General features: G+C 58.2%; 9 protein-coding genes. 6 read left to right on the top strand and 3 right to left on the bottom strand.

The window, feature by feature from the left end:
• Nucleotides 1-377: 377 nt before the first annotated feature.
• On the bottom strand, nt 378-1829 hold the full coding sequence (locus RTX98_RS07840; RefSeq protein WP_312795777.1) for a short-chain fatty acid transporter: 1452 nt from the start codon (nt 1827-1829) through the stop codon (nt 378-380).
• Between the two features lie 64 nt (nt 1830-1893).
• On the bottom strand, nt 1894-5340 hold the full coding sequence (locus RTX98_RS07835) for a molybdopterin-dependent oxidoreductase (RefSeq protein ID WP_416223082.1): 3447 nt from the start codon (nt 5338-5340) through the stop codon (nt 1894-1896).
• A gap of 120 nt (nt 5341-5460) precedes the next feature.
• Here RTX98_RS07835 and RTX98_RS07830 point away from each other — a divergent pair, with 120 nt between their 5' ends.
• A complete protein-coding gene (locus RTX98_RS07830) occupies nt 5461-6117 on the top strand; it encodes a GntR family transcriptional regulator (protein WP_312795775.1) in 657 nt (218 codons plus the stop codon).
• A gap of 388 nt (nt 6118-6505) precedes the next feature.
• Here RTX98_RS07830 and RTX98_RS07825 read toward each other — a convergent pair whose 3' ends face one another.
• A complete protein-coding gene (locus RTX98_RS07825) occupies nt 6506-7828 on the bottom strand; it encodes a PLP-dependent aminotransferase family protein (protein WP_312795774.1) in 1323 nt (440 codons plus the stop codon).
• Nucleotides 7829-7936: 108 nt separating this feature from the next.
• On the opposite strand from RTX98_RS07825, the gene RTX98_RS07820 reads away from it, so the two are divergent.
• Genes RTX98_RS07820 through RTX98_RS07800 form a run of 5 tightly spaced genes read left to right on the top strand, consistent with a single transcriptional unit; the run spans nt 7937 to nt 12803 of the window.
• Nucleotides 7937-8914, top strand: coding sequence for an ABC transporter substrate-binding protein (locus tag RTX98_RS07820; RefSeq protein WP_312795773.1), 978 nt, complete (start codon nt 7937-7939; stop codon nt 8912-8914).
• 58 nt (nt 8915-8972) lie between these two features.
• A complete protein-coding gene (locus tag RTX98_RS07815; RefSeq protein WP_312795771.1) occupies nt 8973-9860 on the top strand; it encodes an ABC transporter substrate-binding protein in 888 nt (295 codons plus the stop codon).
• Entirely contained in the window at nt 9857-10786 is a 930-nt protein-coding gene (locus RTX98_RS07810; RefSeq protein ID WP_312795769.1) for an amino acid ABC transporter permease, read from the top strand. The genes RTX98_RS07815 and RTX98_RS07810 overlap by 4 nt, the downstream gene beginning before the upstream one ends.
• The gene (locus RTX98_RS07805) at nt 10783-11562 is read left to right on the top strand and encodes an amino acid ABC transporter ATP-binding protein (protein WP_312795767.1); all 780 of its coding nucleotides are present in this window, start codon (nt 10783-10785) and stop codon (nt 11560-11562) included. Before RTX98_RS07810 ends, RTX98_RS07805 begins: the two co-directional genes overlap by 4 nt.
• A 56-nt stretch (nt 11563-11618) precedes the next feature.
• The gene (locus tag RTX98_RS07800; protein ID WP_312795765.1) at nt 11619-12803 is read left to right on the top strand and encodes a M20 aminoacylase family protein; all 1185 of its coding nucleotides are present in this window, start codon (nt 11619-11621) and stop codon (nt 12801-12803) included.
• Nucleotides 12804-12899 lie beyond the last annotated feature (96 nt).

Raw genomic sequence — 12899 nt, 5'->3', positions numbered from 1 at the left:
CATAGCCGCCCGCTATCCTGACACGACATTGGTTCCTTCTGTTTGAATGAAATGGACGATGAAGTTCAGCTACTGAACGGCCAGATTTGGGTCGATTGCTGCCTAGCAACTTTCGACCTTCCCATCCCCAAAGCGGGATCGTCTGATTTCTGTCAGATTTCGCTGAGGAGCATGCCATTAGAAGAGATCTGCGTAGGCTTATGCTCGTAGCCCTCGTCAACACGGCAGGTACGACGGTTACATAGCTGTGCTTGACCCCGCTAGCTCACCCCGCGATTTGCGACCTTGTTTTATGCCGTAGACATAGGTGAATACGCTTCAGTTCGAACGCATCAAACGACGACGACTTCAAGCCGCCGTCAGCGCCTCAAGTTCGCTTAAGGAAAGACTGGAGGGGTATAAGTAAGCGTTTCGGAAAACGCCCAGAGCAGGAAGAGCACGACCGGAGTGTGGATAACCAACTGAAGAGCTGTGAAGCCTACGATTGCTCGTGCCTTGACTCCGAGAATACCCAAGAGGGGCAGCATCCAGAACGGGTTGATCAGGTTGGGAAGAGCTTCAGCTGCGTTATAAACCTGCACAGCCCATCCAAGATGCACCTGCAGGTCGTTTGCCGCTTGCATGACGTAAGGTGCTTCAAGCAACCACTTGCCACCGCCTGACGGGATAAAGAAGCCGAGAACTGCCGAGTAGACGCCCATCACCACCGGAAACGTATCGGAGTTCGTGAAGCTCACAAATATGTTGGCTAAGCTGTCTGACAGTGAAACGCCGCCTACGGCAGCAGCCGTCATGAGGGCGGCGATAGAACCGTAAAGCGGAAATTGGATGATGATTCCCGTTATTGCGGGAATCGCACTCGCCGCAGCGTTCAGGAAGCTGCGAGGCGTCCAATGAAGAAGCATGCCAACGATGATAAGCAGGAAATTGTAGGTGTTGAGCTTTGATATCGCGAGCAAAGGATTCTGCGAAGCGAACTCGAGGTACAGCCAGCCAAGACCCAGAGCGCAAATCAGCAATGTAAGGATCGGGCTGTATTCAAGCCACTCGCCGGGCTGCTCCCGTGTTGGAAGCGCTGCTACGGTGGTTCGCACATCGACGCCCAGATCCTGCGCCGTCTTTGCAGCAGCTTCCGATGGCGCGGAGTAATATGCGATCATTGTCGACATGACGATGAGCACGGCAGTCAGGGCCATCGACTGCCACAGGAAAATGGTCTCGGTGAACGGGATGATCCCGGTGATCGCCATGAGCGACGGCGGCATGCTGGTGGGGTTGGCCTGAAGCTGGGCAGCGGCCGAGCTGAGCCCCATGGCCCAGGTCGCGCCCATACAAAGGTACGCAGCGGCGCCTCCTGCACGGTAGTCCATCCGGATATCTGTACGCCGCGCGATCGCCCTCACCAGAAGCCCGGCGAAGATCAGGCTGATAGCCCAGTTTAGAAGCGACAGCAGCATCGAGATCAAAGCGATATACGCAACTGCCGCGCGGCCAGTATGCGGAATGCGGGCGATGCGAGTAATAAGGCGAGAGGCCGGGGGCGAACTGGCGATAATATACCCGCCAATGGCAACGACCGCCTGTTGCAGCGTGAACGTTATCAGTGTCCAGTATCCGTCACCGAATGCCTTAACAGCGCTTTGTAGTGGCAGGCCGTGAGCCACTGCGGCAACAGCGACGACGATCACAGCAATAGCCGCAAAAACGAATGCGTCTGGAAACCATCGTTCCGCCCAAGCGGCGAAACGTAGTCCAAGCCGCGCAAGCACACCATCCTGCTCCGCAGTATGATGACCAGCGATTGGTTCTGCTACCTTTTGTGTCGACATTCTTATTCCCCTCTTTATTGGCTTTGGATTGAAGAAGCCGCCGCCTGAACGGCTAGGTCGGCTGCTAGTTGACCAAGATAAGATCCTCTGTTGGGACGGCTTGGCAGGTAAGGCAGGTCTCCGGATCTTCCGGTTCATGTCCATGCAGGTGCCGGACATGACCAGATGCGATACGAACGGCGCAGCTCTCGCACTGGCCAACACGGCAGCCACTCGGCAGCGCAAGCCCAAGCGACTCGGCGAAAGAAAGCAGCGTTCCTTCGCCAGGCGACCAAACCGCGTCGGCTGACGAGTTTGGAAAGCGAACGGAGAATGTCCGTCCATCGTCAATCGGTAGCTCGGGCGGAGACCGAAACACTTCGCGGAAGATGTCGAACTTCGGCATACCGCGGCGGATAAGTCCGTCCGCGAACGCATCCATCATGGCTGGCGGTCCGCACATGTAGACGCGGGGGCGATCGCGAAGAAGAGCGTCGGCAATGACGTCCGAGGTTATGCGTTCGCAGCTATCGTAGTCGACACCTAGTCTATCGACTTCAAGTGGGCTGTCGTAGTGGTTTCGGACCGTCAATCCGGGAAGGCGGGCCTGATGGCGGCGAATGGCGGTCCGGAAAGCGTGCGTCCTGCTGTTCAGATTGGCATAAAGCAGCGTGATCGTGTTGGCGCATCCGTCAGGGAGGCTTTCGAGCAGGCTGATAACGGGCGTGATCCCGATGCCGCCCGCGAGAAGGATGATCGGCTGACGATGGTTTCGGGGAAGAACAAAGCTGCCATTCGGTGCAGTGACATATACTGTATCGCCGACACGCCAATGGGTGTTCACCTTGCTGGACATTCGTCCTTCAAAGGCAGCGCCGTCTGAGCCGATCCCCTTTTGATGACGAACAGCGATCTGCAACTGGTGACGTCCATGCACGGAAGCCGGGCCTGTCAGCGAATAGGCTCGCGTGAGGGTTCCATCGTCGGGGCCGGGAACGCTGACCTGGATGTGCTGACCAGGCCGATAGTCCGGAAGGCCTGCTGCGTCGATAGGTTCGAGGTGCACTTCGGTCACGCCTTCTGCTTCAGCATGGAGGCGTGAGACGCGAAACTCGCGAAGGCCGGGCCAGCCGCGCTGGTGTTCTTCGGTTTGTGGATCCAGCTTGACGTCGCATGCAAGGGCACGGTGCAAAACCGATCCGCTGACGGGATCGTGGTCAGCGGTGGTGACGAGCCGGTTGAAGTTGCTGTTCAGCGGGCCAGTGGATGGCATCTCCGGTCGGTCAAGCTCTTCGCAGGCCTGCCACCATCCGAACTCGGCAACCACAACATTGTCGTTGAGCTGCGGCGTGATTTGCGCCCTGAAGCGTGCGTCGCCCGTCGAAGTGGAAACCAGGATCCAATCGCCCGCTCGAATGCCCTTGATGGCCGCGAGGCCGGGGCCCATCTCGGCAACGGGGTCGGGCGCCTTCTTGCGCAACGACACAAGCGAACGATGCTGGCTGTGGCAGTAGAACCCGTTCTTGGCCGTGCTCAGCGTTAACGGATAGCGCTGCGGCTGATCGGACCCTGCCGGAGCGATGGGAACATAGGCGGGAACGGCGGGCTGGCCATGACGGTGAAGGGTCGCCGAATAAAGCTCGATGCGCCTGGTTTCCGTATCGAAGCCGCGAAGCCTGGCCGAGCCATCGTGGTGCTCGAGGGCGTATTTCTGCTCCCGAGAGTCGATCGCGCACGCAACGCCACCCGGCTCGCCGCGAAGTTGCTCCACCGACAAACCGGCTGGGTTGAGTATGTAGTCCCAGCCTGCCTCTAGGCTGCCGTCGAAGAAGGCCTCCCGCATACCGAGGCGGCAGGCCAGGTCAAAGACGATGTCATTGTCAGACCGGGCTTCTCCGCGGGGGGATACAAAGCGCTGACGCAACTGGACGAGAGCCGCGGCCTCGTCGCTGATCTCGAAGCCAACCCGCAGCCCTTCCCGTTCCCAGGGCGTGTTGACGGGCAAGAAGATGTCTGCGTGCCGAGCAGATGGAGTGAGAAAAAGATCGCAATGAACGTGAAATTCCAGCGCACGCAACGCTGCGTCCCCGGTCTCCGGATCTCCGTGGCTGATGAGAGGGTTCGTTCCAAACGCGACGAGTGCGCGGACCTTGTAGGGCAGGCCTTCCAGGATAGCTCGGTAAAGGTCGCGAGCGGTAACCCAGCCATGGGCGGGAGGCCCGATCGGTCGCTCGCGATACCCCAGAGCCTTTTCGCGTATGGCTGGAAGAAGCTCCAGCGCATTGACCTGGCGAACTAGCGGACCCCGCCGGACGCGGTTCGCGCCCACGCGATCGAAACTACCGGTCAGCGCGTAGAGCGCCGCAATTGAACGCTCAGTCTGTGTCGCGTTTGTATGCTGACCGACGCCAGTCCAGCTGTGGTAGGCGATGCGTTGCCCTGCGCGCAGAAGGCGCCCAGCTTCCGCTAGCGCTAGCGGGTCGACGCCCGTGACCCGGCAGACGTAATTGACCGTGTAAGCTTCAGCACCTTGTTCAAGCAAGGCGAAAGCTGGGGTGCAGCAGATCGTCCCTTCTGTCCCCTGCGCTTCACCGGCAGACGACAGATTGAAAACTCCGCGCATGGCCCAATTTGTTGACCGGTGAATGTTGTCGCGAGCGTCAGGATCGAAGCGTTCTGCTTGGTTTGTTTCCTCGTTCCAAACGAGGTACGAACCTGCTTCAACCTCATCGGGCCAAAGGTCCGCGCTTCGAAGAAACTCTCCATTGTCAATCCGAACGAGAAGCGGTCCATTTGTCCAGCTTCTGGTGAACGCTTGATCCCAAGCCTCCGTTTCGATCATCTGTCGGATCAAACCGAGGGCGAGGGCCGCGTCTGTACCAGGATGCACACGCAGCCAAACATCAGCCTCCTTGGCCAAGGCGGTTGGCCGTGGATCAACAACGATTAGCTTGGCGCCTCGTTGACGTCCCCTAGCGATGGCATCTGCTTGTGCTAGCCACGTGTTTGTTGGGTTATGCCCCCAGAGGAGTATAACGTCGGCATTTCCATAGTCGGCAGGCTGAATGCCGCAGCCGAATGTGAACGCGTGAGCAAAGTCCTTGTGCCAGTTGCAGATCTCAGTCGCGTAGCAAGTGTTGGGACTACCGTAGTGGCGTATGAACCTTTCAATCCAATCGATGCTGTCAGAGAGCGGCGTACCGCTTGGTGTCGTGACCCCAAAGGCTACAGATTCTGGTCCTGATTGCGCCTTGAAGGTTTCCAGCCTTTCCGCAACCTCAGCAAGAGCTTCTTCCCAAGAAATCCGCTGCCATTTTGGATCGTCCGAATCCTTTGGCGTCGTTCTACGCAGCGGATAAAGCTGACGATGCGGGCTATCGATCAACTCGGGTGCAGATCGGCCTTTTGCACAAGTTGCCTTCCCAGTGGGATGCGCAGGGTTGGGTCGTACGCTGAGCAAGCGATCACCGACAACCTCGTTGAGTGTGCCACAGCGCGATCGGCAGAGGGTGCAATAACCGGGCCTCAACATCGCCGTCGCTCCTCTACGTAAGTAATGCGCTACTGTAGAGCGTCACTTGGAACGCAACCTTTACTCGATGTCAAGATGCCGATTTTGTAGCTACAATCGATTGGTCACAACGAGGGTGGAATGATCGAGAATCTACGTGAAAAGGTCGTGAGATGGCTAAGAGCGGAGATCATTTCTGGCCACATGCCTGCACGATCCATGCTCTCAGTTCCCGGCTTGGCGAGCACCCTAAATGTCTCATCGACACCTGTGCGAGAAGCGCTTCTCGAACTCACTCGCAAGGGTTTGCTGCGTCCGCACCGGAACCGCGGCTTCGAGGTTGTCGAACCGTCATCGGAAGAGATTTCCAGGATCTTTGAGCTACGAGAGCTTCTGGAAATCGAATCGGCGAAGCTCGCGTTGGAACGCGGCCCGGTGGATACTGCAAAGCTTAAAGGCCTTGCCGTCTCGATAGAGGCCTCGGCAAATGCCGGGGATTATAGGACCTATATAGAGGCTGATCGGGAGTTCCATCGGGAGATCGCAAGGGGTGCCCATAGCCAGATACTGCTTGAGTACATTACGGATCTTAAAGACCGCATACGATTATATGGCCTCACAACTGCAGAAGGTAAGAAGCAGCAGCTTTTGTCGATTGATGAGCACTTTCAAATTGTAGAGCTTGTAAAAAATAGAAAGTCTTACGAGCTGCAGATGCTTCTGAAAAGGCATATAAGAGTCTGGGAGCCGATTTATCTGTCTTCCCTGGAAGGAATGAGGTCGGCACTAGTTCTATGAATAGACAAGCTTGACAGCACTGGTTGGCATATCCGAGGGTCCGAGACATTCTCGCTTCCTAGTGGCGCTGTGGAAGCTCACTGAGCGGCAGTGGGCAAGTACACCTCCGCGCCTTGAGGATCGCACCAACAATCGTCACTCATTAGCCAGCTTGTTGCATAGCAGAACGCCACGGACGTCCAGGCAAGACAGCTGCCGTTGGGCGAAAGCAGACTTCGACTTCGAGGATTATACGTTTAAGATCATCCACTGCTGTACCCTCGGATCAAGAAGAACTTATAAAGTTTTGGGTCTCTGGATGTCTCGGAAAAGCAGCACTTTTGATTAAAATTGATAGCCTCTTTGTGGCACACACCACCGCGCTAAACCAGTCGTTGTGCTTCAGTCATCAGCCGCCTGTTGCTGCGAGGGCAATTGCCGCGGCGACGTCGTGGTATCGGTGGGAAAGCATACTTGTACCAACGCGAAGATGATTTCCTGGCAGCACCGTAAATTTCTTGCCGGGTTCAACGGCTAAACCGTGTGCCGCGAGCGTAACGATCGCGAATGGTTCGTTTTCTACAGCCACCCAGGTGCAAAGTCCGCTGCCAGCCGTGCAGACGATGCCGCGAGCTTCCAAGCGTTCACACAAAGCGTCGCGGCGTTGTTGGTAGATCGTCCGCGCCTGTTGGAGAAAAATCGCCGTGGAGGCCTCGCGCAACAGGAAGGCTGCGGCGCCTTGCAGAATCCGGCTCGTCCATGCTGCGCTGAAACTGCGATAGGATTGGATCTGTTCAACAATGGACTTCGGTCCTGACAGAACCGCCAACCGCAGATCAGGTCCGAGCGTCTTGGAAAAGGACAGGATGTGGATGACCCGGTTGGGCAAGTCCTTGCCGACCGACTGCTGCGCGGTTTCCGAAATATCTGCGACACCATCGTCTTCGATGATCAGGATGTCGCTGTTTCGAACCACTTCGACCAGTTGGCCCAGCCGCTCCTTCGTAACCGTGCGACCGGTGACGGAATGCAGGCGCGGCTGGAAGATGAAGGCCACGGGCTTCTGGCGCATTGCTTCCTCCAGCGAAGCAGGTAGCGGACCCTGTTCGTCGCATCGCACCGGAATGATCCGCGCACCTTGATGCTCGAGAATGTCGAGAAGGCGCATGGCGGTGGGGTCCTCGATCGCGACCGCGGCACCAGGCGGCACAAGCGCGTGGATCGCTGTGTAGACCGCGTTGTAGCCACCGTTGGTGGCAAGAAAGGCTTGCGCATCATAGGGCCAACTGCGGCGGATCTCCGTTTCCAGTTCCGGCAGGATCAGGATGCGTTCATAGCTGTTGAGGTTGGTTGCCGTTGCACCATGAGCCAGAGCCCGCTCGATCGGCGGCAGCAGGGCAGGGTCGGGGACGGCTAGCCTGAGGTCGAGGACGTCCGCCCCATAGTGGCCCGAATTCGCCAGCCGTTCAGGCTTGGCGACGAAGCGCTCTTCGCTGACCCAGGTTCCGTTGCGACCGCGGCCGGTGATGATCTTCTGGCGTCGAAGCTCGCTCCATGCCTCCGAAATCGTTGCCGGACTGACACCAAGGGAAAAGGCAAGATCCCGGATCGGCGGCAGCTTGGCCCCGACAGGGAGGGCCCCCGTGCGGATCAGCGCACCGGTTTCCAGCGCGATCCCTCGGGTTGTTCGATCGGTCAGCCTATCAGCCAGCCATCCCGCCTCCACAGACACGATCCGTCTCCCCAACGATTCTAATGTTCAGTAACGTAAATGCGTTTGATCAGTTGTAAATGAACATTTAGGTTTTGCCTCTCGAACCCTATGACGAGAGTACCCACTATGACACTGCGCATCCGCATCGCACTGCGTGACTGGGATTACATGACGCCGATGATCCTCGGCGATGTCTCGTCGTCGAAGCTCGATATTCAGGTCGATCGCGTGGGTACGCTCGTGTCGCATCTCGGCAAGAGCCCAGAACACGAAGCCGCCGAAATGTCGTTCAGCCGCTATATCCAGCTGCGCCACGATGGCGACGAGAGCGTCGTTGGCATACCCAACTTCATCATGCGCGGCTTCCGGCACCGCTGCGTCATCACAACCAAGAACAGCGGCCTCACCAAGCTTGGCGATTTGGCCGGCAAGCGCATTGGCGTTACCGGTTGGCGCGACTCTGGCAATACCTGGACCCGTGCAGCGCTGCGCCGCGAGGGCGTGGGGGTTGAAGATGCGATGTGGTATGCTGGCCGTCTCACCGAGGCCCATCCGATTGTCGATCGCCTCGATGGCTTCGGTCGTCCTGGCTTGATCGAGGCCTGCCCTGGCGAGCGCCCGATGGTCGAGCTTCTGCGGGAAGGCGAGCTCGATGCCATTTTTACGCCCTTCATGCCGGAGGGCTATTTCGAGCCGGACTCACCCTTCCGCCAGCTGTTGCCGAACTTCCGCGAGGATGAGCGCCGTTACTTCGATGAGGTCGGCTATGTTCCGGGCATGCACCTTATCGGCGTAAAGGCTGCGATCATTGCCGAACATCCCTGGGCGGTCGCCGAATTGAGTTCTGTGATCGACCAATCGCAACGGGTTTGGGCTGCCAAGCGGCGCAAATATGCCGAAACTACACCCTGGATGTTCGAAGAAATCCTGAATTGCGCGAGGGACTTACCCGAAGGGTGGGATGCCAGTGGCTATGCCTTCAACCGCCCCATGATCGATGACTTTGCGCATGAACTGCATGTGCAAGGCATCATGAAACGCAGGATGACACCGGAAGAACTCTTCGCCTTCGATGTTGACGGTCAGCCCATCCAGTCGGCGTGACGTCAAGCTGGAAACTTCAATCTCGCAATCGCCAGTTGATAATAAAAGGGGAATAAAGATGTTGCACAAGTCGCTGATCGCTCTGGCACTGGCCGGCACCACTTACTCCGGCGCCGCTTGGTCGCAAGACCAGGCTGCCAAGCTCGAAGTCAATCAGGCACTGCATGATAAGCTGCCGGACGACATCAAGGCAGCCGGCAAGATGACCTCTGTCAACAACGGATCGTTTCCGCCCTACGAAATCGTAACGGGCACCGAAATGACCGGCGCAAGTGCCGACCTGACCGACGCGCTAGGACAGATCCTCGGCGTCAAGATCGAGCATGCAACGGTCGGCGGGCTTCCCGCCTTGCTGGCAGGCGTCAACTCGGGCCGATACCAGTTCGCATTCGGTCCTGTTGGTGACTTCAAGAGCCGCGAAGAGTCCAACGACTTTGTTGATTGGGTTCAGGAGTTCGTCGTCTTCGCGGTACAGAAGGGCAATCCCAAGGGCATCGTTTCGCTCGATACGGCCTGCGGCCAGCGTATCGCCGTGATGGCCGGCGGCTCGGCTGAACGCGTCATCCAGACGCAAACTGAAAAGTGCAAGACCGACGGCAAGGAAGCCATCGCAATCCAATCCTACACCGACCAGCCGAGCTCGATCTTGGCTGTTCGCTCCAAGCGCGCCGATGCGTTCTTTTCCTCGCAAGCGCCGCTGACCTATTTCGTGTCGCAGGCAAACGGGCAGATGGAACTGACGGGCGTCGGCGAAAAAAACGGCTTTGACGAGCTGTATCAGGGCGCCGTGGTGCCAAAAGGCTCGCCGTTGGGGCCTGTCCTCTTGGAGGCGATGAAGGCTTTGATCGATAATGGCACTTACGGCACCATCATGAAGAAGTGGGGCCTCGAGAACAACATGATCCGGGAGCCGGGCATCAATCTGGGCGGTCAGCTGCCAAAATGAGCGACCCAACCATTCACAACGCATCGCCTCCGGGCGATGCGGAATTTCGCGATGTGGCACAGGCCCACGCTCCATTTCGGGCAGGCCGCCTCGTTCTGTGGCTGATTATCGCGCTGATCGTCGTGAACTTCGGCTGGATCGTTGCGAACAACGAAAATTTCGGCTGGCCAGTTGTCGCCCAATATTTCTTCGATCCAACGGTCATCAGCGGCCTTTACGTCAGTCTCGGCCTCACCGTCATCGCCATGGTGCTTGGTGTGATCCTCGGCCTGCTGATCGCTATCGCTCGCTTGTCCAGCGACCGGCTGGCGAGTTCGGCTGCCTCCCTGTTTATCTGGTTCTTCCGGGGCACGCCGCTGCTGGTGCAGCTCATTTTCTGGTACAACATGTCGACGCTGTTTCCGCAGCTGTCGCTTTCCATCCCGTTCGGTCCAACCCTGGCGAGCTGGGACACGAACTCCGTCATCACGCCTATGACGGCGGCCATTATCGGATTGGCGCTGAACGAAGCAGCCTATATGGCCGAGATCATTCGTGGCGGGCTGTTGTCGGTTGATCGCGGCCAGTCTGAAACGGCTGAAGCCTTCGGGATGACGCGGGCACGGGCCTTGCGCCGGATCATCATTCCCCAGGCGATGCGGTCCATCGTGCCGCCGACCGGCAACCAGTTGATCAGCATGATTAAGGCAACCTCGCTTGTCAGCGTGATCGCCATGGCTGACCTGCTTTATTCCGTACAGTCGATCTACAACCGCACCTTCGAGATCATCCCGATGCTGTTGGTTGCAGTACTATGGTACCTGCTGATCACCTCGATCCTCAATGTCGGCCAGAGCTATATCGAAGCCTATTACGGCCGGAGCGACCGGCGCAACGGTGCGGCTGCAAAGCCCATTGCCGCGGCCACAGAGGAGGCAAGCCATTGACGGGTCCTGTCATCCAGAAGCCCTTGGTACGGGCACGCAACGTTCACAAGGCCTTCGATAAGCTCGAAGTGCTGAAGGGCATCGATCTCGACATCATGCCGGGTGAAGTCGTGGTTGTGCTTGGGCCTTCCGGATCGGGCAAATCGACCTTTCTTCGCTGCATCAATCACCTCGAAGCCATCAACGCCGGATATATCGAGGTCGATGGCGAGCAGATCGGTTATCGCCTGCGCAACGATCGGCTGGAAAAACTGTCCGACAACGCGATTGCCCGGCAGCGCCGCAAGATCGGTATGGTGTTTCAGCAGTTCAATCTCTACCCGCATATGACCGTGCTGCAGAACATCATCGAAGCACCGGTCGGCGTACACGGCGAAAGCCGTTCCGACGCAGTGGCGAATGCCAAGCGGCTGCTGGAGCGGGTTGGTTTGTCGGAAAAGGCAGATGCCTATCCTCGCCAACTGTCCGGCGGACAGCAACAGCGGGTGGCGATTGCGCGCGCTTTGGCGATCAAGCCGAAGCTGATGCTGTTCGACGAGCCGACTTCCGCGCTGGATCCCGAACTGGTGGGTGAAGTGCTGGCGACCATGCGCGATTTGTCCAAGCAGGGGCTCACCATGATCGTTGTCACGCACGAGATCAGCTTTGCTCGCGAAGCAGCGGACAGGGTGGTGTTCATGGATGGCGGAAAGATCGTGGAAATGGGTAAGCCGGAGGATGTCATCGGCAATCCCCAGCATCCACGGACCCAGGCCTTCCTGTCGCGCTTCCTGTAAGCCTCGTTTGCCCGGCTGATACAGCGGGGCTCAATTGCTCCAAGTCTGGATATTCAATGCAATCGCAAGACAATCTTCATGCCCGCTTGTCCGATTTCCACGATGTGGAAGCCGACCTCGCGGAAACGCGACACTATCTGCATGCTCATCCGGAGCTTTCCTTCGAGGAAGCGGAAACCGCGCGTTACGTTGCCGACAAGCTGGAAGGCTGGGGCTTTGAGGTCACCCGCAATGTCGGTGGTCATGGCGTGGTCGCGCGGCTGAGCGCCGGCACGGGCACGAAAAGCGTGGCCATTCGTGCGGACATGGATGCGCTGCCGATCCAGGAAGACACCGGCGCTGCTTACGCCAGCACGGTCCCCGGCAAGATGCATGCCTGCGGTCATGACGGCCACACGACTATGCTGCTTGGCGCTGCCGAGTATCTCGCGCGGACCAAGCGGTTCAACGGCACCGTTACGCTGATCTTCCAGCCTGCCGAAGAAGCCGGTCATTTCAGCGGCGCGCAGCGGATGATCGCCGATGGGTTGTTCGAGCGTTTCCCGATCGATGCAATCTTTGGCCTGCATAACCATCCCGGCGCGCCTGCGGGCGCCATCCTGACGCGTTCTGGGCCGATGATGGCGGCTGGAGATACGGTAACGATCACCATTACGGGCAAGGGCGGTCATGCGTCGCGCCCCCATTTGACGGTGGATCCGGTTCTCGTCGCCTGCAATCTGGTCGTGACGCTGCAATCGATCGTGTCGCGAAACATCGATCCGACCCAGACCGCCGTCGTGACGGTCAGCACGATCCACGCCGGCGAGGCTTCCAACGTGATCGCGAATACAGCGACGATTTCGATGAGCGTCCGCTCGTTCGACCCTGCCATACGAGCGTTCCTCGAACAGCGCATCCGCAAGCTCACGCAAAGCGTGGCGGAAGGCCACGGCGCTACAGCGACGATCGATTATGAGAACGGCTATCCCGTCGTCGTCAACGCCGAGAAGGAAACCGCCTTTGCCCGACAGGTCGCCGAAGAACTGATCGGAACAGAGGGTGTCTCGACCTGCCACCTTATCCCCGGCAGCGAGGATTTTGCCTACTTCCTCGAGCAAAAGCCCGGCAGCTTCCTGCGCTTGGGCAACGGCGAAACTTCCCAGATCCTGCACAGCTCCAAGTACGACTTCAACGACGCAAGCTTAACCACAGGTGCTGCTCTTTGGGCGCGTTTGGCAGAGCGTTACCTCGACGCGTAGCATCAGCGAGATGCGTTAGACCAAGCAAAGGATGGGCGCCGGATCCGACGAAATTCTAGCATGAACAAAGAAGAGGTTTATGCCGGCATTAATTGA

The sequence above is a fragment of the Tianweitania sp. genome, assembly GCF_032053605.1.
Classification (GTDB): domain Bacteria; phylum Pseudomonadota; class Alphaproteobacteria; order Rhizobiales; family Rhizobiaceae; genus Tianweitania.
The sequence above is the reverse complement of the archived record's forward strand: the minus strand, read 5'-3'. Positions and strand labels throughout refer to the sequence as shown.